Source organism: Glaciimonas soli (genome assembly GCF_009497155.1).
GTDB classification, from domain to species: Bacteria; Pseudomonadota; Gammaproteobacteria; order Burkholderiales; family Burkholderiaceae_D; genus Glaciimonas; species Glaciimonas soli.
Window position 1 is genome coordinate 140042 of the sequence record NZ_WINI01000009.1, and the last position, 24432, is coordinate 164473.

At 49.2% G+C, this 24432-nt stretch carries 22 protein-coding genes; 10 read left to right on the forward strand and 12 right to left on the reverse strand.

Annotated features, from left to right (window positions below):
* Window positions 1-293 precede the first annotated feature (293 nt).
* The 5 genes from GEV47_RS19880 to GEV47_RS17405 form a co-directional block, all read right to left on the reverse strand.
* The gene (locus GEV47_RS19880; RefSeq protein ID WP_407646292.1) at window positions 294-512 is read right to left on the reverse strand and encodes a putative quinol monooxygenase; all 219 of its coding nucleotides are present in this window, start codon (window positions 510-512) and stop codon (window positions 294-296) included.
* A gap of 388 nt (window positions 513-900) precedes the next feature.
* Complete coding sequence (locus GEV47_RS17390; RefSeq protein ID WP_153236062.1) at window positions 901-1479, reverse strand: GNAT family N-acetyltransferase; 579 nt, start codon at window positions 1477-1479, stop codon at window positions 901-903.
* 50 nt (window positions 1480-1529) lie between these two features.
* Complete coding sequence (locus GEV47_RS17395) at window positions 1530-1934, reverse strand: VOC family protein (RefSeq protein WP_322741691.1); 405 nt, start codon at window positions 1932-1934, stop codon at window positions 1530-1532.
* Entirely contained in the window at window positions 1931-2233 is a 303-nt protein-coding gene (locus GEV47_RS17400; protein ID WP_153236063.1) for a helix-hairpin-helix domain-containing protein, read from the reverse strand. The genes GEV47_RS17395 and GEV47_RS17400 overlap by 4 nt, the downstream gene beginning before the upstream one ends.
* On the reverse strand, window positions 2230-2595 hold the full coding sequence (locus tag GEV47_RS17405; protein WP_153236064.1) for a DUF6404 family protein: 366 nt from the start codon (window positions 2593-2595) through the stop codon (window positions 2230-2232). Before GEV47_RS17405 ends, GEV47_RS17400 begins: the two co-directional genes overlap by 4 nt.
* Window positions 2596-2762: 167 nt before the next feature.
* On the opposite strand from GEV47_RS17405, the gene GEV47_RS17410 reads away from it, so the two are divergent.
* Both GEV47_RS17410 and GEV47_RS19415 read left to right on the forward strand, forming a co-directional pair.
* Window positions 2763-3359 carry a cysteine hydrolase family protein gene (locus GEV47_RS17410; RefSeq protein WP_153236065.1) on the forward strand — a complete coding sequence of 199 codons (597 nt, stop codon included), beginning with the start codon at window positions 2763-2765 and terminating at the stop codon, window positions 3357-3359.
* A gap of 465 nt (window positions 3360-3824) precedes the next feature.
* Window positions 3825-4835 (forward strand): hypothetical protein, encoded by a 1011-nt coding sequence (locus GEV47_RS19415; RefSeq protein WP_194270702.1) that lies wholly within the window; start codon window positions 3825-3827, stop codon window positions 4833-4835.
* Window positions 4836-4938: 103 nt separating this feature from the next.
* Here GEV47_RS19415 and GEV47_RS17420 read toward each other — a convergent pair whose 3' ends face one another.
* Window positions 4939-6411 (reverse strand): DASS family sodium-coupled anion symporter, encoded by a 1473-nt coding sequence (locus GEV47_RS17420; protein WP_153236066.1) that lies wholly within the window; start codon window positions 6409-6411, stop codon window positions 4939-4941.
* A gap of 571 nt (window positions 6412-6982) precedes the next feature.
* On the opposite strand from GEV47_RS17420, the gene GEV47_RS17425 reads away from it, so the two are divergent.
* Window positions 6983-7507: a hypothetical protein gene (locus GEV47_RS17425; protein ID WP_153236067.1), complete on the forward strand. Its 525-nt coding sequence runs from the start codon at window positions 6983-6985 to the stop codon at window positions 7505-7507.
* Window positions 7508-7514: 7 nt separating this feature from the next.
* On the opposite strand, the gene GEV47_RS17430 is transcribed toward GEV47_RS17425, so the two are convergent.
* The gene (locus tag GEV47_RS17430; RefSeq protein WP_228124779.1) at window positions 7515-8183 is read right to left on the reverse strand and encodes a TetR/AcrR family transcriptional regulator; all 669 of its coding nucleotides are present in this window, start codon (window positions 8181-8183) and stop codon (window positions 7515-7517) included.
* A 208-nt stretch (window positions 8184-8391) separates the two neighbouring features.
* Here GEV47_RS17430 and GEV47_RS17435 point away from each other — a divergent pair, with 208 nt between their 5' ends.
* A complete protein-coding gene (locus GEV47_RS17435) occupies window positions 8392-9948 on the forward strand; it encodes an MDR family MFS transporter (RefSeq protein WP_153236068.1) in 1557 nt (518 codons plus the stop codon).
* Between the two features lie 36 nt (window positions 9949-9984).
* Window positions 9985-11184: an SLC13 family permease gene (locus GEV47_RS17440; RefSeq protein ID WP_153236069.1), complete on the forward strand. Its 1200-nt coding sequence runs from the start codon at window positions 9985-9987 to the stop codon at window positions 11182-11184.
* A gap of 435 nt (window positions 11185-11619) precedes the next feature.
* Here GEV47_RS17440 and GEV47_RS17445 read toward each other — a convergent pair whose 3' ends face one another.
* Window positions 11620-12513, reverse strand: coding sequence for a patatin-like phospholipase family protein (locus GEV47_RS17445; protein WP_153236070.1), 894 nt, complete (start codon window positions 12511-12513; stop codon window positions 11620-11622).
* A gap of 122 nt (window positions 12514-12635) precedes the next feature.
* Here GEV47_RS17445 and GEV47_RS17450 point away from each other — a divergent pair, with 122 nt between their 5' ends.
* From GEV47_RS17450 to GEV47_RS17465, 4 genes are all read left to right on the forward strand, one after another.
* The gene (locus GEV47_RS17450) at window positions 12636-13664 is read left to right on the forward strand and encodes an alpha/beta fold hydrolase (RefSeq protein ID WP_228124780.1); all 1029 of its coding nucleotides are present in this window, start codon (window positions 12636-12638) and stop codon (window positions 13662-13664) included.
* A gap of 156 nt (window positions 13665-13820) precedes the next feature.
* On the forward strand, window positions 13821-14330 hold the full coding sequence (locus GEV47_RS17455) for a hypothetical protein (protein WP_153236071.1): 510 nt from the start codon (window positions 13821-13823) through the stop codon (window positions 14328-14330).
* A 230-nt stretch (window positions 14331-14560) separates the two neighbouring features.
* A complete protein-coding gene (locus GEV47_RS17460; protein WP_153236072.1) occupies window positions 14561-15481 on the forward strand; it encodes a bestrophin family protein in 921 nt (306 codons plus the stop codon).
* Between the two features lie 22 nt (window positions 15482-15503).
* Window positions 15504-16472, forward strand: coding sequence for a Dyp-type peroxidase (locus GEV47_RS17465; RefSeq protein WP_153236073.1), 969 nt, complete (start codon window positions 15504-15506; stop codon window positions 16470-16472).
* Between the two features lie 179 nt (window positions 16473-16651).
* Here the strand turns inward: GEV47_RS17465 and GEV47_RS17470 are convergent, their stop codons facing one another.
* The 4 genes from GEV47_RS17470 to GEV47_RS17485 all read right to left on the reverse strand — a co-directional run bounded on the left by GEV47_RS17470 (window position 16652) and on the right by GEV47_RS17485 (window position 22240).
* Window positions 16652-17917, reverse strand: coding sequence for a tetratricopeptide repeat protein (locus GEV47_RS17470; protein WP_153236074.1), 1266 nt, complete (start codon window positions 17915-17917; stop codon window positions 16652-16654).
* Between the two features lie 109 nt (window positions 17918-18026).
* Entirely contained in the window at window positions 18027-20408 is a 2382-nt protein-coding gene (locus GEV47_RS17475) for a glycosyltransferase (protein WP_153236075.1), read from the reverse strand.
* Window positions 20405-21283: an ATP-grasp domain-containing protein gene (locus GEV47_RS17480; RefSeq protein WP_153236076.1), complete on the reverse strand. Its 879-nt coding sequence runs from the start codon at window positions 21281-21283 to the stop codon at window positions 20405-20407. The genes GEV47_RS17475 and GEV47_RS17480 overlap by 4 nt, the downstream gene beginning before the upstream one ends.
* Window positions 21284-21310: 27 nt before the next feature.
* On the reverse strand, window positions 21311-22240 hold the full coding sequence (locus GEV47_RS17485) for a PIG-L deacetylase family protein (RefSeq protein WP_194270704.1): 930 nt from the start codon (window positions 22238-22240) through the stop codon (window positions 21311-21313).
* Window positions 22241-22845: 605 nt separating this feature from the next.
* Between GEV47_RS17485 and GEV47_RS17490 the strand changes: the two genes are divergently transcribed.
* Window positions 22846-24423, forward strand: coding sequence for a methyl-accepting chemotaxis protein (locus tag GEV47_RS17490; RefSeq protein ID WP_153236078.1), 1578 nt, complete (start codon window positions 22846-22848; stop codon window positions 24421-24423).
* Window positions 24424-24432 lie beyond the last annotated feature (9 nt).

A 24432-nucleotide genomic window follows, 5' to 3' on the forward strand; every position in this document is an offset into this window, starting at 1 on the left:
GAGGATGAACAAAATCCAGGAAATAAGTTTCAAATTCTACGTCGATTCCCAGTGCGCCAGCCCATACGCAATGTCGGCATTATGATTATTCTGGGCTTGTGATGATGTCGCTTTCGTTAACAGGCATACGCACTGCATACCCCCTTAGTGGCTTAAACATCAATCGTGAGCGAGTTGCATAACGCAACTCATCATAAAAAGAGATTACTCACTGATTCAATTCCCATGCACGATGACTGGCAACGTGCAAAATTGCGGGCTAACATCAAGCCACTTTATTTAATTCAACCAGCTCACGTAAGGTGCTTAATCAATGTATTGAAATGATCGGTAGTGAAATGCGCATCAAGCGCTGCTTTGTTCTGCCATTCTGCGTGCAGCACAAACCTATGGTCATTGTTGTTATCCAACAGAAGATCATAACGATCGCATCCGCTCTCCGCACGTGTAGGCGCTATCGCTGCGTTGATGGCTTCAGACACTTGATGTGTGTGTTTCGGTTTTGCAGTGATGAGCTAGTACAACTAATGGTGTGCTCATGGAGGTTCCTGATTGTGGAGATTGATTAATAAAACGCAACGCGTAAAAAAACAATTCGAATCCGGACGGACTATTAAGCTTGCAAGAGGTATTACGAGAATTAAAGCTAAAAAATCGTGAAAAATTTTAATATAAATTATTTCGCATTTCGTAGTTTCACCAATAGAATCCGTGTGTCAGTTCCCTTTCGTAAAAACTATCTCATTCAACAAAGATAGATGCAATAGCGTGCAAAATCAGTACGCAGGAAATAGCGCCTCCACGCAGAAAATCTATCCTGTCATTTCTGACGAAATCGCCATTCGACACATCTATTCCTTTTGAGTAAAGTGAAGCTGATTGTCATGCAGCGCAAGTACGTCACACGTATTTAACAAGCTTCTCTTCAAGGTTTCTGCGAACATCAGGCCATTCATCATCAATGATACTGAAGCGCACAGAGTTCCTCTTTCGACCATCCGGCATAATGCGTTCATTACGCACAATACCCTCCTGCTTGGCTCCCAGACGAAGTATGGCGTTGCGGGATTTCTGGTTGGTCTCGTCGGTTGTGAGTTGTACGCGCACACAATTGAGTGCTTCAAACGCGTAGCGCAGCATGAGGAGCTTGGCCCCGGTATTGACATAAGTGCCCTGCCACGCAGCAGATAGCCAGGTTCCGCCAATTTCCAGTTTCCTGTTTTGACGGTCGATTTTCCAAAAGCGAGTAGAGCCGACGACCTGACTGGTCTCTCTAATTACGATTACAAACGGCATCACAGTGCCGGCGGATTGACCGTCCAACGCAGTGCCGATGTATCGATCAATAGTTTCAGATGACGGAACTACCGTGAAAGGCAAATTCCACAGTTCACCATCGGAAGCCGCTTCGACCAGAGCAATTGCATCTGATGCGAGTAGCGGACGCAGCAATATTCTTTGACCGACAAATGATGCCATATGCGTGGTTGTTCTAACGATAAATAGACATCAAAAGTAACGTCACCATGTTATGCGCCCATAGGAGAACACAACTCAATGAGCGAACCATCCTTATCTCGGACATAAGCCACAACTTGCCCCCAAGGTTTGTCAGCGGGTTCATTGATAGGCTCCGCGCCGGCGGCGACTGCTTTGGCATAAGCTGATGCGACGTCATCAGTGACGAATGCCAACTCAACACCCAACGGTGCCGCGTTGGGATTAACTTTCTGATACTGTCCGTTGAGATTCATGTCACCCATGGTATGAGAACCAAAAGCCAGCACGGTGGCACCGGTTTCAAGCTCTCCATAGTCGTTTGAGTCGTGCAGAAAACGTGTTTCAAATCCAAACGCTTCTTTATAAAACGCGAGCGTAGCTGGCACTGACGAGACATAAACAATGGTGTATCCGAATTTCATTTCGTTTTTCATTTTCCCGTTGCTTTCTGTTTGAGTACTTGTTGTCGCTCTTCCGTATACGCCCACCAGGGCCGCGCATCTTCTCCGGCCATGAAGCGTGTCACCGATATAAAAACATCCAGCACACAGGGATCGTGACGCATCCCTGTTTTTTCGCACAACTTCTCATACATCTCATAAGAATTTTTTCCTACGAGGTCGCTTGGTTCATGAATACCAATCAGCCGTAAATCTTCAGCACCGGCTTTACCGACATTTGGAAGATCGGTCAGCTTGTTAAGATGATTGCGATCAACCTTGTTCGGATTCATGATGCGGCTTTGATGGAAGACCACGATGGCAAACCATGCTTACGTGCACCGATACGGTAATACAACGCCATAAACATGCCATATAAAACACCTGCCAGCGATGTCCCAATAATGGCTGCGGACTCGGAGCTGGATTTGTCGTGATTCGACCAAAACATAAACCACATCATCAGACCGCACACAACACCAAACCAGATCCCCAAAAATATAAAGTTGAATTTGAAACTGGCAAAATGCGGTGGTGGAATCGTGATCCCGGCGCGCCAGAACAGGCGATGCAAAAGTGGTGCGTAGTTGCTGCGCCAAATGCCTGTGGTTTCCAATAAGGCCAGTGCGGTGGCGACTTTGGGTGGGTACGACATGCGGTCTCCTGCTTTTTTACTAATTAGATAAAATGAAATCTCAAAACTGACTGTCTTGATGCTTGCGTTGCAGAATAATAGCGCAATTAAATCGGTGGATGCTGTCGACTTTTCGCTTCCTTATCCTTCTGCTATTTAGATTTTTATACTGCTTGTAGAGTAGGATCATGACATCCACAGTCAAGCACACCAACACTGGAATCAATATGAATAACACCGCTGTTCTGGTCATCGACGTTCAATTCGGACTTATTAGCACACCGCCGGAAGCATATCGGTGGCAAGAGGTTAGACAGAATATCAATGCGTTATTGGGCAGCGCACGGGATCACGGTTTTCCTGTGATTTTTATCCAGCACGACAGTGCAATCGGGACTATCGTTGAACCGTTCTCAGAGGGATGGCAATTGCATCCTGATGTGCATCGTTGCGATAGTGATCAGATTATTCGGAAAACTGCCAGTGATGCATTTCACGAAACACCGCTCCTGTCGTCTCTTGAAAAGCTGCAGATCAAGCGCTTGCTGATCACAGGTTACGCCACCGAGTTCTGTGTTGACACTACCGTCCGTCGCGCAGCGTCTCTTGGCTTTGAGACGATATTGGTAGCAGATGCACATACGACAAAAGACAGGCCGTTTTTGCAAGCTGAGCAGATTATTGCGCACCACAATTGGGTATTACAAAATATCGCCAGCCCTTCGCAACCGATTCAAGTTAAAAATCTGGGTGAACTTGATCTGCATGCATTGCGGGATCAATAACTCGGCAACAAAAGCGCGGCTTTAAGAAAGCGGCAATTCAACGTCAGCAGTTGCCGTCCTACCTTCTGCTCAGTGTCAAAAGCGATTCAAGCCAGACTTGAACTGCGATCAGCAGACTAATTACTCAACACAATACAAATCACGACCAAGCGGCGGCCTACCGTCGTTATTTGTGCTCGCCAAAATACCTCAAAAAAACAAATCAATATTTGTTTTAAACAAATTTCGATGCTTAATAGCAACGACATTTGTAACTATCAGTAACATCCTGAAACTTTTTTTACATTTAAAAGTTGCCTAATGCAAACTGCTTGCTGTTTTGAAAACTGCATTGTTTCCTCGGCAATTTTTGTGAGTTTGCGCATGCAGAATGACCTATCCAATTGCGTCGATTGTTTGCATTAGCGCAACAGATCGAAGTCCATGCTTTCCCCCGATAACGCCCTTACACCATGAAAGAAGTAAATGAGTCAGCTTTTTTTAAAGAGAACATTCATCGCTGCGGTAATTATTGTTTCTTCACTTCTTTCGGGATGTGCATCTATCGTCAATGGCACCAGTCAGATTGTGTCGGTTGAAGCCAGTGATAGCGGTGCAAAAGTAATTGGTGCCAGCTGCAAGCTACAAAATGACAAAGGTGTTTTTTATGTAACGACGCCAGGAACTGTGACGGTTCACAGAGCCTATGGCGATCTGTCGGTGTCATGTGAAAAGCCAAATGTAAAACCGGGCTCGGCAGTGGTGAAATCAACCACTAAAGCAATGGCGTTCGGAAATATTTTGATCGGCGGCCTAGTTGGCGTCGCTGTTGATACGGGTTCTGGCGCCGCTTACGACTATCCAGACCATATTGTGGTTTTAATGAATGGAAACATCGCTTCGCAACTATCTAATGGTCAAAACCTGGCAGATAGAGTCCCATTTTCCTCGAACTCATGCCAATCATCGTATGAGTTCATACGATCTCAGCCTAAACCCCGTGCCTTTGCCATATCAAAGGATGGACATTGCGGATACGTATCTCTTGCTACGGCCAGAGGCGCTACCGACCTCAAAGAAGTGGCCATTGCCAACTGCAAAAAACATACCAATCTTGATTGCACTTTGTATTTAGTTGATGACTCCATTGTCTACAACGGTCAGCTTGACGATGTCCAGCATGCGCCAGCGCTTGCTCCTCAAGCGCCGATTGCTGCAATGCCTGTAACCGCTACTCCAACTACTGTAGCGGCGGCTACTGCGCCCCCACCGACGATACAAATTCCAGCTGCGATCATCGCTAAGCTACCACCTGAACAAATCGGCCAATACTCTTATCAAGCCGAGCACCTGCCTGAAGCCAAATCCTGTGCAAGCACACCGCAAGCCATTCTCACCAATAAAGGCCCGGGATTGGAGTCTTATACGGTTTCTTGCGATAACGGTGATGCGATTGCCATGCGTTGTGATAATGGGCAGTGTCGCGTGTTGAGGTAATAAGAGTTGAACTCACAACTGATTTAATAAATTAAATATTAAGAATATTCAGATATTTTTGCGGTACGGAGCGTTCTTTGAGCGCTCCATTTTTTTAGGTTAATCACCAATATCCGAGGTACTTCCACCACAAGCCTCCGACCAGACTCCAGATCAGCAGGTTCACCATGCTAATGATCAAACCGGTTTTCCACCATTCGCCCAGCGTGGTGTAGCCAGAGCCAAAAACAATTGGTGCGGTGCCAGTCGCATAGTGCGTCAACGACATCATCAATGACGAGGCAAATGCCAACACCAGGCCAAACAGATCCGGAGGTGCGCCTAAAACCAGACCCGCCGAGTAGAAAGCAGCAAACATTGCGGTGATATGTGCGGTAGTGCTGGCAAATAAATAGTGCGAATAGACATACACCAACGTCAGCAGGATCATTCCGCCGACCCAGCCTATACCAAGATGATCAATAGAATTACCAACGGTCTGTGACAGCCAGCTAACCAACCCGAGTTTCCCCAAATAGGCTGCCATCATCACCAATGCGGCAAACCATACCACCGTGTCCCATGCACCTTTATGTTTGAGAATATCATCCCAACTGAGCACGCCACTTGCTAGCAAAATGGCCAGCCCAATGAAAGCGGCCGTGGTTGGATTAACTTCCCATGCACTGCCAAAAATGAAAGCAGGAATGCCTGCCCACAGAAAAAGTAGCAAGACAAATACTGCCAACGTGATTTTCTCTGCCAGCGATATAGCGCCCAGTTCCTGCAGTTTGTTTTTGGCAAACTGAGGCGCATCCGGCGTATTTTTGATAGTAGGAGGATAAAGCTTGAAGATGACAAGCGGCATCACTAACAGCGAAACAATACCCGGCACCAATGCTGCAGTCGCCCACATCGCCCACGTCAATCGAAAGGTAGAGTTGGTACCTTGAAGCAGCAGATTAACAATCAGCGGATTAGGGGCTGTAGCGGTAATAAACATCGCCGACGTTATCGGATTAACGTTATACGTCACCAATGCTAAATATCGACCAATTTTCTCCGTTGATCCCGGCTCCGGCTTGGAGTCAAAACTGTTGGCGATCGATTTCATAATGGGATGAATAATCCCGCCCCCACGTGCGGTGTTACTTGGCGTGACGGGCGCCAGCGTAACTTCAGCCAGCGCCAGCGCGTAGGCAATACCCAGCGTCTTCTTGCCAAACACGGAAATGAAATAATAGCCAATACGCGCGCCCAGCCCGGTCTTCGTCAGGCTCAGCGAAATCATAATGGAAATCCCTATCAGCCAAATGAGCTGGTTGGAAAATCCACTGAGCGCATCATCCAGCGCAGCGGCAGGGTTGCCCGGATTGGTTACCTGAGTTATCGCCACCAGAGCAATAGCAATAATGGACACTGCACCAATCGGCATAGCTTTACCGATAATCGCAGCAATGGTCGCCACAAACAGCGCCAACAGATGCCATGCATACGGCGTGACGCCTTCAGGAACAGGAATGACAAACCAAATGATCAGCCCAATAGCGACTGATATCAAGGAAGGAATTGGCTTTAGCGGCGTTAAATCATTCATGTTGTCAGAGGTTCAGTGTTCAAGGCAGGGTTGTGCATTGCTGATAGGTTCAAGACCTAAATAACCATTTCAAAGACTACAGAATAATGCTGCACTCCTACGGGAGAGAGAAAACAAAGCGAGCTATCCGATTCAATCAGAGTCAATGTACGTCCGGCATGCATTGCGCCTCGCCCCATTGTTGCTCCGTTTAATACTACTCGCCAACAAGAGCGAGTATAGGTGACTAGTTACAAAAATCAACTATTGCGACGATTAATTTTCCACAAAACACAGCTTGTTACGCAACTCAAACTATCTAATGATCAAACTCTGCGCCACACCGTATTGCCGGCGCATGGACACATTAAGCAAATCAACATGCCAGTATTTTTTAAAAACTATTCGAAATCTTTTGCAATTGCTGATTCCGACCGTAAGATGCATGGATGAGAAAAGACAATAGCCAAGTGATGTCCGCAGCGAGCAATTTACCTAAATTTTGGCTCTCTCAGAAAGAAGACGAAACCATAACAAGCAGAGTTGCACGACATATTTTTAGCGTTCCATTATTTTTTATTGTGATCATCAAATGCCCTTTATTCCCGATGACTTTGCAGCGCCGTCAGTACAACACTTCGACCAATTCGTCTTAGAAGTTTTATCGCCAAAATTCACCGATCAAGACTTCGCTGCAGTAGTAGCAAGCCCAAACGACATTCGCTATGTATTTGGACCAAACAATGCATGGCCGAGCCCGCAAATGACGCTCACTGAGAATCTGGCTGACGTAACACGACATGAAAAAGAATTTGTGGATCGCAAAGCCTTTGCGTATGCAATCCGTAGCTTGGATGGAGAGCGCTATTTAGGATGCGTCTACATAAAGCCCATAAAGTCGAGAATAGAAAATGATCTGCGTAAATCTTTATACGATGCGCAGGTGTTTTTCTGGGTGAGCTCAATAGAGAATACTGGAAATCTCGATCAACTAATTTTGGTAAATATTCAGGATTGGCTACAAAAAGCATGGCCATTCAAAGCGACGGCATTCCCCGGACGAACGATCAACTGGCAAGAATGGGAACAGATGGAGCACGCCGTCATCATTGAGTAATTCCATTTTATTTTTGCGGCCCCACCCCATGCACTAGTAAAGCAATCGCATGCCGTGCAATTACTTTGGCATCCACTGGATGATCCTTTGAGCCAATTTGTCGCGTCATGATGGTAGCGAGCGGTAATATTGTCAGTCCAAGCAACGACATAAATAATAGCGACGGCTCCAACTCAGCATTCATCAGCCCTTTTCGTTGCCATTGCCTGATGCATATCAACACGGCCTTATGATGCTTATCGCCGACGCGTTCATGCATCCGCTGTTTGAGTATGTTGTCATGCGTAATAACTCCACGCACCCATAGCGGTGCAAACCACGGATAGGCTGTCGCTACATCGACGAAGCGTTGCGCCAATTCGGTGATGGCTGCCATCGGATCATCTGCATGCGCTTCGAACACGCCGCCCATCGCTGCCCGCACCGGCAGAAAACGTTCCTCGATCAGATCGTCGATCAACTGATCACGGCTCTTAAAGTAATAGTTAACCATTGCCGGCGTTACCTTCGCTTCGCGCGCAATAGCGGCCATCGTGGTGTCTGCGATTCCTTGCCGCGCGAACAAAACTAAGGCCGTATCGAGAAGCAGGTTGCGCTGTTCGGGACCGCGTGCGCTGCCCGTCGGACGTCCTGGCCGCTTAGCGGTCGAACGTGACGCCGCCGTTGTCTTCTTCAAAACTAACGCCGTGGGTACAACAGATTTACTCTTTGCCATCTTTGGTTTGACCATTTGACTACTCAAGGGATTTCACATATATTAAACGATCGTTTAATTAATTTCAACCCGCCGAAATTACACAAAACACAACTCCGCTCGCGCTAAACTTGTCTGAGGGCAAACGGAGAACAACCACCTATTTTCTTAAGTTCGCCCATTACATCTTATGACCGCTGACACTTCCCCAGGTATTTCTGCACGCATTGCAGATGCCGACACCGCGCATGCACATTCGCATGAATCGCATGATCAGGCGCAAACTCGCCCGCCGATTCGCCTGATATTCTCGGCGCTGCTGCTCGTGATGTTACTGGCCGCACTTGACCAGACCATCGTTTCAACCGCCTTGCCAACCATCGTCAGCGACCTCGGCGGTCTGGAAAGTTTGTCATGGGTGGTAACAGCCTATCTGCTGGCATCGACCATCGTGGTGCCATTGTATGGAAAATTCGGCGATCTGTTCGGTCGCAAGATTGTGCTGCAAACGGCAATCGTGCTGTTTTTGCTGGGATCGGCTTTGTGCGGCATGGCACAGAATATGACGCAACTCGTTGCATTGCGCGCGCTACAGGGACTCGGCGGCGGCGGTCTGCTGGTAGTCACAATGGCGGCTATCGGCGATATTATTCCGCCTGCTGAGCGTGGTCGCTATCAAGGTATGTTTGGCGGCGTGTTCGGCCTGGCAACGGTGGTCGGCCCACTGATCGGCGGCTTTATGGTTGAACATTTGTCCTGGCGCTGGATTTTCTACATCAACCTGCCGCTTGGCATCGCTGCATTATTGGTGATCGGCGCAGTGTTCAAACCGCACGTCGTGCGCGTGAAACATGAAATCGATTATATGGGCGCGGCTTTTCTCGCATCGGCGCTGACCTGCATCATTCTGTTTACCAGCCAGGGCGGCACTGTTCTGCCGTGGTCGTCGCCACAGCTTTGGTTCACGCTGGCGATCGGCCTGGTGTCGATCTGCGGCTTTATTTATGAAGAACGTCAGGCAGCCGAACCTATCATCCCGCTCCATCTGTTTAAACAACGTACCTTTTTGCTGAGTTGCCTGATTGGTTTCATCATCGGCGTGTCGCTGTTCGGATCAATGACGTTCCTACCGCTCTATCTTCAGGTCGTCAAAAATTCGACGCCATCAGAAGCCGGTATGCAATTGCTGCCGATGATGGGTGGTTTGTTAGTCACATCTATCATCAGCGGCCGCATCATCAGCAAAATTGGAAAATATCGCTTCTTCCCGATTTTGGGTACTTTGCTCGCCTGTATCGCGATGTTCTTGCTTTCCACTTTGCAGAATTCCTCACCAATTCACGTGATGTATTTGTATATGGGACTGCTCGGCGCCGGGCTCGGGATGGTGATGCAAGTGTTGATACTCGCGGTGCAAAACAGTGTGGAGTTCAAACACATGGGCGTCGCCACATCGGGCGCGACGATGTTCCGTTCAATTGGTGGCTCAGTCGGCGTCGCTGCATTTGGCGCAATGTTCACGCAAGGATTCCACGCCCGACTGGAAGCACTGATACAACCGGGCACAGAACTGCCACACGGATTCAGCCCCGCGATAGTGCATCAATTACCTGACGTGTTGCGAGATGACTATCTGCAGGCGTTCGGCGGAGCGCTTCATGCCGTGTATCTGGTCGCCGGGTGCATGATCGCATTGGCGTTTGCACTGGCTTGGATGTATGAAGATATTCCGCTGCGGAAGAAATAAAACATTGAACTTAAAGCGCCGGTGAAGATAAAATTAATGCTGCAATACGACGAACTTAAATTTACCGGCGCAAATACAATCGACAACATTACTTCATCAGCACATCGTACCCCGCATCCACTGATTACGTTACTACATGGCTTGCGCAAGGATAGCTTTTTCTTGATATTGCTCGCCGCTCTAGTGCTGCTTAGTTTCATCGCGCCGGGAAAAATCGGCAGCTATCCAACATTAGTCGACTGGCCGACGATTGCGGCATTGACTGGCCTGCTGGCACTGACTAAAGGACTTGAAGTCAGCGGTATCATGCACCGGCTTGGTCACCAGTTGATCGGTTTCATGGCAACCGAGCGCTCTACCGCGCTGTGCCTGGTGATGACTGCCGCACTGCTATCCACGGTGCTGACTAACGACGTTGCATTATTCGTCGTGGTGCCGCTTACTCTGGGCGTGTGTCGTATCGCGAACATGCCCGCCACGCGCTTGATCGTATTCGAGGCTCTGGCCGTGAATGCAGGATCTGCGTTAACGCCAATTGGCAATCCACAAAATCTGTTTCTATGGCAGCTCGCTAAGGTGTCGTTTGGCGAGTTTGTTGTACACATGCTGCCACTCGTGGCGATGCTGATGATCGCTCTGTTAGTACTGACGGTATGCGTGTTCCGCAAACAACCGATTCAGGTCAGCGACCAGGAACAGCAAGCCCCGCTGGATCGCACCCTGCTCTTCGTGTCACTCGCCCTCTACCTGCCGTTTTTACTTGCTACCAACATGCATCATGCAGACTGGGCAGTAATTGTGGTGCTAGCTATTCTTCTTGTCCTGCGACCGCCCGTGTTACTGCAACTCGACTGGGGTCTGCTGTTGATCTTCATATTGATGTTCATTGACTTGCGGCTGTTCGCAAGCCTGAACTTTGTGCGTGAATGCATGCATAGTTTGGGGCTCGAACAAGCCAGCCATTTATATCTGACCGGAATCGCCGCATCACAGATCATCAGCAATGTGCCAGCAGCGATTGCGCTGGCCGAATACTCAGACAATTGGCGCGTAATTGCCTACGGCGTGAACGTCGGTGGATTCGGGTTCATGATCGGCTCGCTGGCAAACTTGATTGCATTACGCATGACTGGCGACCGTAAAGCCTGGTTAAGTTTTCATCTTTATGCAATCCCGTCTCTTGGTATCGCAGCAGCGTTAGGTTATGCGTTACTGTTCCTTGGGCATGTGTTGTGACGCAAATAATCATTATGAAAAAATCATCTCGCGCATACGAATAAAAGATACAAATATTTGCTTGTAATCCCGGTAGAACTTCCTAGACTGAACGTGGGTTCATTGAAATGAGGACTCATCGAAGGGTGTTTTAATTTTATGGAAATAGTAACAATACTTCTTCTACTGATTCCGTTCTCAATCATCGCAGTCTGGATCGCCGATGAAATCTATGAAGAGTATGTTCGCCATCATTACTATTAATGATGATTGTGAATTTAAGTGCCTTCAAAACGCCAGGATCAGATGCCTGGATGGGCGGAAATATTGCTACAACCGCCAGTCAATTGCACTGGTGTATTGCTCAGCAAAATCAGTATGGTTAGTGCCGCGGTTCGGCTCGGCTTTTATTGAATGAATGTCTACAACTTTGGTCAGCGTCCGATCACGCTGACTCTACATCATATCGCCGTCCGTCGACCCAATCGAATACCCACCTCGGTGTGAATGTGGTCTCAGTGCAGTTGGGATATGACGATCATTCAGACAGCCGGCATCCAGCCAACGGCGCGTTTCTGCCGCAGCACGATCTATCAGCATACCGCACTGACTATAGTCATAGGGCGACACATCCAGCGGACATAACGGTGTGACCACAGCTATCGCAGCATGCGCTGACCAGCGCTCCAGATCGGATATCAATTGACGCGCAACCAGCAAGTTGAGTGCGCTCATGGCGTGCTCAAGCGCCCCTTTGGGTTGACGTCGTTCAGCACAGGTATAACCGGTGGCAAGCACGATGACGCGTGTTGCACCAAGTCGTATCGCGGTAGAGATAGGCGTGTTATTGGCAACACCGCCATCAATCAACATATTTCCGTCCAAAGAGACAGGTGGGAAAACACCAGGGATGGCCGTGCTGGCCAATACTGCCTCGACCGCTGAACCGGAAGAAATGACAATCTCGTTGCCGGTTTTCATTTCAGTCGCCACCACATATACAGGGAGATCGACTTCTTCCAGAGTGCGGCTGCCAAAGTGTTCGAAAAGAAGTGCGCGCAATTTTACGGAACTGACCAGGTGATTACCATTGCCTCGAAATGCACCAAAGAGCGACATTATCGACCAGGGCAATATTTGCGGACGACGAATGCCGCGCCACAAGGACTCCAGACGTAACGACCCGGTCGCATCCGGCTGATAGGCGAAAAACACGCTATTAATCGCTCCGGCAGATGCGCCAACCAGAAAATCCGCGCGCACGCCGGAAATAATCAACTCACGCAACATGCCGGCTTCAATTGCACCAAGACTGCCACCACCGGCGAATACAAAAGCTGTCTTTTCCATATTGCTTACCTGTGAATAGCCATAGGCAATACATGGCAACGGTTATAGCGTACATCACTGGTGGTTCTGATGCCAGAGGATGGCGATTTAACCGAAATCCAGGCTAAACAAGGCTACGTTAAATGGCCGAAATAACGGAATCGGTCCCGTCCCCTGGAATTAGTAAAGGGCTATCGTTAGCCAAAGTAGCTGTAGTAGCCTATCACCATAGAACAATCACAATCAGCTTTGCGTTGACAATCGGCATCTGCCCCGATACTATCAAAACGTTCTTAAAACGCCCTTGCGGTTCGCCGCAAGGGCGTTTCTTTTTGGTTTTCCCACTTCAAAAAGGAACTCTTAAAATGAACCCAAACAATGCTTCCATCCAGCCTGTAATTGAAGGGCTCGGTTATACCCAACACGGAACTGGGCCTGAATGCGTACTGGTCTTGCACGACTGGCTCGGCGACCATACTAGCTATGACTCCGTGATCCCCTATCTCGACGGCGCGATGTTTACCTATGTGTTTGCAGATCTTCGTGGATATGGAAAATCCTTTCATATCACCGGCAATTACACCGTTCAGGAAATTGCCGCCGATTGCCTGAAGCTGGCTGACAGTCTGGGATGGCAACACTTTCACTTGATGGGTCACTCGATGACTGGCATGGCGGTGCAACGCATCGCGGCAGATGCGCCCTCTCGCATCAAGAGTGTCGTCGCGGTTTGCCCGATTTCGGCCGCAGGAAATCAAATGAACGACGAAGCGTTGAACTTTTTTGCCAGCACAGGCGAAAGCGACGATAACTTTCGTCGGCTGATCAAGTATGTTAGCGGTGGACTTTCTGATCAGTGGGCCAACGCGAAGTTGCGTCAGAATCGGGAAACCGTGGCTCCCGCATGCCGTTTGGGGTATCTGAATATGCTCACAAAGACCAACTTTGTGAATGATGTTCGGGGATTGGAAATGCCTTATCTTATCGTTATCGCGGAGAGAGATCCTGGACTCGACGAGGATGCGATGAAGAACACATTCCTCGCCTGGTATCCGAACGCTGAATTACTGACGATTCCAAATTGCGGCCACTATCCGATGCAGGAATGCCCACCGTATTTTGCAACGATCATTGAAAAATTCTTGCATAGCCAAATCAGGATACGGCGATAAATGTTACTTTGCTGTTGCCCCGGAAAGTATCCGGGGCGTCCTTGCACATGCACTTATTGCCACGGCATCGAGGCTATCTGATCGAATGATTAATTGCGCAATTGCAATAAAATATTTGATAAACTTGCACTCACCTATCGCAAACAGGAGTGAGAGTTGATTTCCAGAGAACAGGCAGATGTCATATCGGATCAGCTATTGAACATCAAGAAAAACACTGATTTGCTGAAAATAGATATCCCAAGAAGAACGAAAACCCCGCTCTCGCCGCTACTCATAATATCAATTTTTTTAATGCAATTTGTTTCGCTGCACGACAAAGATGGCACCGTTTGGATTTGGATCATCATCGGCATTTTTTACATGGCATTGATTTTTCTTGTGCTCTACCAAAAGAGAACACCGCTCATGAAAATTGAAGGCGATATCTGGACTTGTTATGGTTATTTTCCATGGCAGAAAAGGGAATTTCTGTTCCCAAATATTGCAAAGGTTACGCTATCGCCGATGCTGAATATTTGGCGCAAAGCTTACTCGCTGACGATTCAGAGCAGCGACGGAAAATTTCACGTTTGGCTCCCCAATAAATATCCGGCAATAGAGCGCCAATTGCGCCAAATTCTGGCTGCCAATTTGAAGGAAAGATATTCGGAGGAGTATGCATAACTTCATGCTGCATACAGCGCAACCTAAATGAAATTATCCCGCAATGCGCCTGACTGTTACGGGTTCCATTCGATTTCCATCTTCCGTTCTAGCCCACTTTTCCCGGTGGAAGCAACTGATTAATTTGTGTGATAGCTAGTCAGATTTCCCTACTTCGCCATGCAATACCGCATATTCCAAGGTAAAATTTCACGTTCTCGAAGAGAGACAACTTTAGGTATTTGAACATTATGATTGTAAGACCAATGCAAAGCTGGTTCCGTATGCTTTTTGTATGGAATGGTTCAGTGCTGCAATCTATCATCCCCCAACTGATTTTCATGGGAGTGTTGAGCAGTTTGGCGGTGCTGACGCATGGCCGTGTTTTTGGAGAAAAAATTCCGCTAAGCGCGGCGCCTTTCACGTTATTCGGCCTGACTCTGGCCATTTTCCTCGTATTTCGAAACAATGCCAGCTATGCTCGGTTCACAGAGGGACGACTTCTGTGGGGAAATATGCTGGTTTCTTCGCGTACGCTAATGTCGCAAGTACTGAGCTACTTGCCCGAAAGTGTCGATGAGATGGGGCGTGCTCATGTCGCCAATACGCTGATTGCGTCCATCTATGCACTCAAGCATCAATTGCGCGAAACCGATGCAACCGAGGATCTGGTACGCCTTCTCGGGGAACAACGGGCGAAGGAACTCGCTCACAAAGTCTATAAACCCATCGCGATTCTTAATGACATGCGTAGTTACCTGGCAGCCCCTAATGGCGTGCCGCTAAAGTCCGATATGACACGCTGGATGCTGGATACGCAAATCAACGATCTGGAAAGAAGTGTTGGCGGCTGTGAGCGGATTGCTTCAACACCTATTCCTTTTTCGTACAGTGTGTTGCTGCATCGTACGGTATACGCCTATTGCATGTTGCTTCCGTTTGGCCTGGTTGACTCGACAGAAATTTTTACACCGCTTGTTTGTGTTTTCATCGCCTATACGCTCATTGCGCTGGAGGCGATTGCGAACGAAGTTGCGGAACCGTTCAGTCTGGCGCCAAACGCCCTGGCACTCGACGTACTTACCCGAACAATTGAACGTTCGATTCTAGAAATTTGCGGCCGAGAAATTCCCGCAGAAATCACGCCTGTGCGTCCGTATCAATTTACTTAACAATAAATAGAGACAGGAGCAAATGAATATGGCAACCCCGCAGACCATGCTTTCAGTCGTAGCGCGCGATGAAGTGCATTTGCAGTTTACGTTGAAAGAGCATGCCGACAGTAAGGAATTTTTCAAAACGTTAGGCAAACTGTGGGAGTCGGAAATAACCGGCATTGCAGATCCAGCACTCAACCAACATCACCAATTGACAGGAGGTTCTGCCAATATTGTTCTGGGATTTAAGCCTGAGCTATGGCGGCAGGTTTATCCTGCGAACGCCCCGGACAATCTGTGCTCTTTCGATAAAGATGTGGTCGGCACCAACGGTATGATCGCCCCGGCGACCCAACAGGATATTTGGGTCTGGATCACACAGTCAAACGCGGCGACACTTTATGACAGCATGAGCAAAGTGGTGTCGTTGCTGCTTCCTTTTGCTGATCTTGTCAGTGAACAGATTTGTTTTCCTTATCATAATAATGTGACATTTGACGGTTTTGCAGATGGCGTTGCGAATCCAAACCCGTTTCGTGCCAACAGCGTCGCTATTATTCCTGACGGCGAAAAAGGTGCGGGCGGATCGACCGTGATGATTCAGAAATGGCGCATGGATGTTGAAAAATTAAGGAGTTTGTCGGTTCATCAGGCCGAAAACGTTTGGGGCAGGACCAAAGCCGGAAGCCACCAACTATCACCGTTGCCGGAAGATTCTCACGTTGGCAGAAATCAGTTCAGACGTAACGGCGAAGAAATAGATATCGTGCGCAGAAACGCCAATTACGGCAACGCAAAAGAAGCGGGCATCATGTTTGTCGGTTTTTGCAACGATATTACAGTCACCATGGGAATGCTTAAACAGATGTACGGCGTAGGTGCCGATGGCGTTTCCAAAACGGACAAGCTGCTCGACTTTGCGACTGCGCTTTCCTCGGCGATCTATTTTGTGCCCAGTTTGGATGCGTTGTCAAAAATCGGTATCTCGCCTGCAGATCCCGACTAAGGCGTGATGACTACGCTGGTTTACAGCGGCTATGCTCCATTTTTTCCAACGATAAAATCAAATTCGTCGTTAGACATTACGACGACCAAGCAATTTTCTATCGACGCAGGTCGACACCTTAATCGGTCCTGCCAGACAGGGCACATTATTGAAAAGTGTGCCCTGTCTGGCCATCCCAATCAAAACTTATAGATGAGCGTGCCTTCCGGATAGACTCCGCTGCGGCCCGCACGACTGGCGGTCAGGATGCCCACTTCGGCCCAAATGTGCGGAGTCGGCGTATAACGCAACGCCAAAGAAGCAATCCGTTGATTAACGCCATCCTTGTAGTCGTCGTAACGATAACGGAACAGAGAAGACAAGTCATCTCGCCATTGATAGCTCAACAAAAACAGGGTTTTGCTGTGGATGGAGTTATCCAGATCGGGGTTGGTGATGTAGGTGGCAGTTGTCTGGAGTCGTTGCGTCACCATATACTCTACCCCTGCTTTCACCAGGCTTGTGGTGCGAAGATCATTGACCGTCGTGGGATTGTCATTCAGATCCCGCAATTCCCCTGCGCCCACCAACGTTGCAAAACGCGGCGTCCACTGTGAATGAAGTTCTAGCTCCAGTTTGGTCGAGTTATAGGTTTGCTGGGTCGTCAGCAGAGTGGTCGGGCGGTAGGTGTAGGTCACAGTCCCCACTTGCTCGGGAGTGATGGGAAACGTGTACCGCAAACGGTACTCGTTGAACCAGTCGATGTCCGAAAAATCCGTCGCCGGAGCAGAATAGGTGTAGTTGGATCTTCTATACCTGAACTCCAGAAAATTATTCAGACCGAAAAAATGCGTGAAGATGGCATCATCATCTTTTCGAACATACACTCCCAGGCTTTCGTCATTGACGTGTACCACCTGAATGTCATTATTCGATAACAGCGGAGTGCCAGCACCGAAAGTCTCGGTGCGAAAGGCAAGATCTCTTTCATATTGGGCAAAAACCCGCGGACTGCTCTCGGCAGCAAACTCATCGGCGGCCTGCTGCACATCCCCATCTTTGGGCCAGCGTTGCTGGGCATCGGCATAGCCGGCTGCAGCTTGTTTGAAATCGTGGTTCAAGCGGTAGGTATTGACGATTCCCAAGGCCGCATCAGGATCGTCCGGTTCCAATGCTGCCGCTTTTTCATAAGCTTGCCGCGATTCTTCGAGATGTCCTTCCCAGCGAAGTATCCGGCCAATACCACGCCATGCATCCGCATTTTTCTCGTTCTTGGTCAGTTCGTCGCGGTAAATTTGCAGAGCCTTATTCCAGTGGAAAAGTTGAATTTCGTGGTCGGCCCTTTCTGCATAAGTCATTTCCTTGGGCGGTGAGGCAGCGTCGATTTCCGACGCTGACGCGGATATTGCCAGGCAGGCCAGAATTGCGCCACAAGACAACATATTCCCCTTTGCTTTGAGACTCATTTATGCGTCCTTTATCAAAGAAACTACTGTGTCAAGGTAACTTTACATTCCACAAGAATTCTGAATGGACATCTACGGCGCTCATTGACAATACCGACTCGAAGCGACGTCAAATTGAATCTGAATAATCTTTTCCTAGCTTAAGCTTCGCCAAAGCCTGCCAGTGCGAAGCGGTAAGATACATGCCCGGTGTAATCCAAATATTATCGCTGCCGCCTCTACGGGCTGCACGTATGGCATGCGTCATCTGCTCAGCGTCGATAGATCCTCCCTTATCGTTCCACAACCCGATTGAGTGCCAATAGCGGTTCGCGCCAAAATTGTTGCTCAGGTATTTGGCGACCTTGCCTGCGACCCTGGGCGACAATCGGTCAACGGCAAAGTAATCCCACACCACGAGCTGATCTACCAACGGTAGCAACAAACGATAATCCTGGCCATTTTCACTACTGTTACGCGCCATCTCATCACGGCTCACTCTGACATCCATCAATAGATGCTTGCCATAGGTTCGTGCCATTCCGGAAAGTCTGGCGATTGTTCTGGCTACTTGTTCCGAGCGCCAATTGCCGATAGCGGGGTGCCAACGATCTATCCGTCCGTTGAAATGGCGCGGCCAATCTTTGCGCCCGGACGCCTCTTTGAACGAATCAAGGCAACGATCGTCATAGCACTGAACATCGTAAAACATTTCCGTAATGCAAATCGAGTCTACCTCAATTTTAGTGGCAAGTGCGTAGAATGCAGCGTCGAGCAATTCGCCATATTCTCCGTTTGCGAGACAAGTGGAGCACACCACCTCTTTGCTCTGTTTGCCGTTGATATCAAGCGCTGCAAAATGTGGGTTTAATTGCAAGTATCGGGGTGCCAGCACGTCCAGCGTCGCAATCGTCTCGTACCCCCGCTCTGTCAGCGTCGCAATCGTCTCTCCCAGTATGTCGGCGTCGGCCTCTTGCTGATCGGGACTCCACCATTGTTCCCGTCCCTTCCATTTGTAGAATGTCCAATCGGGCCGCCCTGCGGAGACGGCAACCCGATTGACGTGCCTGGATTCGATCGGCTGGAGGAATGACTGAAGCGCTTGGTCCCAACTGGTCCAATCGGAAAAGTGGATAGAAACGGTAAGGTTGCCGCCGACGGGTTTTCCGGACTCAAACAATTCCCCGATCTCACTAAAGTCGCCTGCATCAACTTGCATTACGGCGCTCGCTACCGTGATGCCTGCTACCGTAGCGCTACCCAACAACAACCTGCGCCTCCAAGGATCGTCCAGCGCATCGGGCGCGTTCAGGTTTCTTCGCTCCAGTTTGTTCCAGTTTTGTGAGTGCGCGCGCGTTTCTGCCCAAATCGAATAAATCACCACGGCGGTGTAAAAATAACTCAAAGGGAGCAAAACCAGGGTATACGGCAAATAAATCAAGTCATGCGGTGACTTGTCTAACAAGATCGCGGTCACGGCTGCAGTGAGCAAAGACCCGAATCCAAGGTAAGCGATCCATTCCATGTTCTGCGCATGAATCAAGCCGGCGTGCAATGCGATCGGCAACAGTGGCAGATTGACCGCTAACAGTAACGGAATAACCACCATGCTAAATAAGTTAAACAACAGGTAACAGCCGAATCTACCGAATTTCCGGCGCCCGATCATGTCATGGTGCATGCGCATGATGCCGAGATAGCTTCTGATCCAACGTACTCTTTGTTTCCACAGACCGCGCAGGGTGTGCGGGCATTCTGCCAGCACCTTGGTACTAGCCCCATACACGATGCGAACGCCGTAACGATGCAGCCGAAAAGTGATTTCCAGGTCTTCCCCCCATACTTCACGGAAGCCGCCGATTGCGCGCAGGATTTTGGTTCGTACCATGCCTAGATTGCCAGGAATGATGGGCAATATCTGCGCCATGGAAAGCGCCCTGCGCACGAAACCAGTTCCTATATGAGAAGTCACAACCAGCATTTTTTGCAGCAACCCCTTAGGATTCAGTGGTGTGTCATTGCCGCTGAGTGCACCTATCCTCGGGTCGGCAAAGTACGCCACACCATTTCGGATCGTGTTTTTTTCAAACAGGGAATCGGCATCCGAAAACAGGATGATGTCACCGGTGGCAAGCCCAATCCCTACATTGAGCGCCGAAGCTTTACCGCCATTTTTTTTGGCGCAATAGCGAATTTTTCCGTCGCTAATGAAGGGGCGAAGTTCACTAGCCGTTGCATCGGTCGATCCATCGTTGACAACGATTACCTCAAAATCGGGGTAATCGGAATCCAGTATTGACTGCACACTGAGAACTATCGTCCGCTCTTCGTTATAAGCAGGTACCAATACGCTTACACGCGGTGCGTACTTAACAGCGTTGGCGCGGCTCATGAGCCGCCGCTCCCAGAGCGGATATGAAAATGCCAGAGGAAAATAAACGAGTGATACCAAACCGAAATAAAAAGTGACGGCACCGAACAGCAATAAAGGAGAAAGGAATAAGTCCGTCATCCGCCGAGATCTCCCTTTTCGTAAAGTTCTACCAAAGCGTCGAAAATTTCCGGTGCCTTCTGCGTATTGGCGCCTATGCGCGCGTTAATCTCAAGGATATGGGCGACACCATTGCTATCGCGCCGGATATCCATATCCAGCGGGCCAACAAGATTCAGCGCTTTGACCGCAGACAACGCGAGCTCGCACACATCAGGAACGCTTACCCGTACCACCTCCAGCGCGTTGCCGGTACGCCCCTCGCGCAACGATGTTTTTTCGAAAACGGTGGCCACCATAGTCCTCATCGGTTGATTCGGCTGAATCATCAGTAATACATCATATTCCGTACCCGGCATGAATTCTTGCCACACCAGATTGTTGCCGACACATTCGGTATGAGGCCCGTCATGCACGACTACCTGACGCCCGCCGCGGCCTATCCTGGGTTTGGAAATACAAGGGAAACCCAAGGGCATGACTTCTGCCGAACCAGGATCACCGATAGCACTGTTGGGAACGGCGACACCTGCCGCCATCAGACTTTGCGCAGTGAGCCATTTGTCGTTACAAATTGCCACTGCTGCCGGACTAGCCATATAGACGGCGATGCCACGACTGCGATACATGGCCGCACGCTCGGCAACTAAGACCAGCTCTTCTTGTACAGTGGGGAAAAACCAGGCTATTTCGTAAGTGCAGAACAATTCATCTAACTGCTCTGCGAATGCCGGATCGAGTGCCGGCAGCACTCGGACAAAAACATCTGCGCAATGATCGACAGGAACCATATCGACTGCGATCACGCGGAAACCCTTATTCTTGAGCGCTTGCATCGCAGCCTTGCCAGAGGGCCCGCCGGCCCCAGTCACCAAAACATTTTTGGACTTCGTCATTGCTGTCTCCCTGAACCGCTCAAGTCGTTACACAGTAAATCTTACGGCTTCGAACGCCTCGGCAGCATGGATGCGCGCTTGCCCTCCACGCACTCTTGCCAGACTGTGTATCACGTCCTCTTCCAGATAGGATCGGTACGCCGTTTGACTGACATGACATTTCAATGCTTTGATTTTGTATTCCAGATATAGCGAAACATCGATGTAGCAATTGGGCTGAAAGTCTGGTGGAGTATTTGGGTTTTCATAGCAAAGTATGGTCGGCACTCCGCGAGCTGCCTCCATTGTTGCCAGGAATACCGCGTGATGATCGCAATGGAAATCATGGCGATTATGTGTAAAAACGACATCTGGGTGCAGTTGCCGCGTGACCTCTTCAATGACATGTTTGATATCGTCTTGCCGACTACCGAGCTTGGTATCGGGAAACGCATGAACCGTCAGGCTGTCGAGTTTCATCACCCGGCCGCCTTTCTCCGCCTCCTTTTTACGCGGATTGTCCTTTATTCCCAAGGGATTGATAACACCGACTTCGCCAGCAGAAAATATAATGCCGTGAGTTTCATGGCCCTCTACCTTGTAGCGAAGCAATGCAGCTCCGCAGCCAAGTTCGATATCATCCGGATGCGCGCCTACAGCCAGCACGACCAATTTTTTTTGCGGTTTTGACATGAATCTAATCAGCCAGATCAGATTGAAAATGATAAATGCCAAAACAATGAAGCTGGCCAGTTGCAGCGCATAAAAAATTGATAGAGCCGGATGTATCGCGCTGGCGAATTCAAATGCACCGTTGGCTGGCATCAGCACGGCGAGAAGAGGCAAGGCACTTATCGCTCTTCTGGCGGGGGCCGGCAATCCCATCAGCACCAGACGGAAACGGAAAAGCTGATACGCCACGAGCAACAATATGATCGAATAAATACACAGCAAGATCGCTTCTTGGATGGAAAACATAAACATCCCCTAAAAGAAAGGCTAGGTGATAAGCGCATCGTTATAGGATGTTTTCCCCTTCAGTACTGGCAGAATTCGATTCCATACTCGGATATTTACTTGTCCAAGTAACGCCATACCGATCGCGGCAAAGATACAAATGACCTAAGCCACAACATCTTGATCAAAACCGTAGCTAGCTTGTTTGTTGTATAACAACTCCTCTTTCTTTGGCGCAGTTTCAGGCGGTCAGCAAAAAATATTTGAAAAAAGTGCGTCACATCGTTCAGCGGTTTCGCTAACAGATAACTAGATAATAGAATTAATAGCCTTGGCATTTACGACAAAACCTTGTCGACTTCGGACATGCTTCATGGCAATACATGACGCATAGCAATCATTGCTAATTAACTCAGAAATAGCGGCCTGCATGCTGCCTGCCAGCGGAAAATACCCGACGCGCTAAAGATTTCATGACTTCTGTCGTTACGCATAAAAGGAAGTCTTTATCAAAAACACGACACAAGATTTTCCCATGCTGTGAAAAGCAACTGCTTTCATTCGTTGTTCGTAACTGACGCTTTTCACGGACCTGTCGAATGCCCCATTTATGGTGAAAGAAAATCATGCGTCTTAATATGCCTGTCAGCAATGTCGAGTATGAACTCAATGATACGCAAACCATCGTATCGACAACCGACACACAGGGAAACATCACTTACGCCAATCCGTACTTCATCCACGTAAGCGGATTTACTGAACAGGAATTACTAGGCGCACCGCAAAATATTCTGCGTCATCCAGATATGCCGGCGGAAGCGTTTGCCGACATGTGGCGGACCATCAAGAATGGTCAGTCATGGACCGGTATCGTCAAGAACCGCTGCAAGAATGGCGATTTTTATTGGGTACAAGCCAATGTCACGCCGGTAATAGAAAACGGCCGCCCAGTCGGCTACATGTCGGTACGCACCAAGCCTGGCCGCAAACAGGTGGAGAAAGCCGCAGCGCTATATAAAAAGATGAAGGACGGCAATCGCGACAAGATCGTCATTGACCAGGGTACTGCTAACAAGAGCGGTATATTGGCCAGGCTAGTCTCGCTCAGAAATATCTCGCTTGGTAAGCGCGTAGCATGGAACCTGGGCTTCCTGATCTGCGTGCTGGTCGTTTTCGCGACGAATAATTTTCTCTGGCCGGAGTCCATGCAGCAAACGGCACGCGGCTGGCTAACGGCGTTGGCGGCGATTGCCATTGTCAGCGCCTCCTATTTTTGGTATTCGCTTTACAGTGCCGTCATAGTGCCGTTGAAACAAGCTGTCAGAGTCAGCCAGGTAATGGCGGGAGGCGATTTGACGTGCGATATAAACACGGTTCGCAAAGATGATATCGGCCAATTGCTGCGATCGTTGCGACAACTCCGGGTTAACCTGAATTCGATAGTCGGTGATGTACGCAGCAATTTCGAACAAATCGGCATCGCCACCGAAGAAATCGCAGTCGGCAACGCTGATCTGTCCAGACGTACGGAATCACAGGCCACAGCGCTGGAAGAAACCGCTTCCAGCATGGAACAACTGGCATCCACGGTAGCGCAAAACAGCAACAACGCCACACAAGCCAATGAAATGGCCGATGGTGCTTCACAAGTCGCAGGCAAAGGCGGTGACATCGTGTCGCAAGTGGTGACCACGATGGGCGATATCCGCAGTTCATCAAAAGAGATAGTCAGTATCATCAGCATCATTGAAAGCATAGCTTTCCAGACCAACATCCTGGCGCTAAATGCAGCTGTTGAGGCAGCGCGCGCTGGTGAGCAAGGACGCGGATTTGCCGTGGTAGCCGCCGAAGTCAGGAACCTGGCCCAGCGTAGCGCGACAGCAGCGAAGGAAATCAAGCATCTGATTGACGTCTCGGTAGAAAAAGTCGAAGCAGGTACTGTATTGGCCGAGCACGCCGGCGTCACTATGCGCGAAATCATTCATTCAGTGCAAAGAGTGAGCAACATCATGGGCGATATCGCGACCGCTTCGCGGGAACAAAATTCTGGCATTGCGCAGGTTAATGTTGCAGTGGCGCAGATGGATGAAGTGACCCACAAAAATGCTGCGCTGGTGGAACAGGCAGCGGCGGCTGCGGGTAGCTTGCAGGATCAGACAATGAAGCTGGTACAGGCATTGACGGTATTCAAGCTTGGCCGTTAGTCGCAGCGA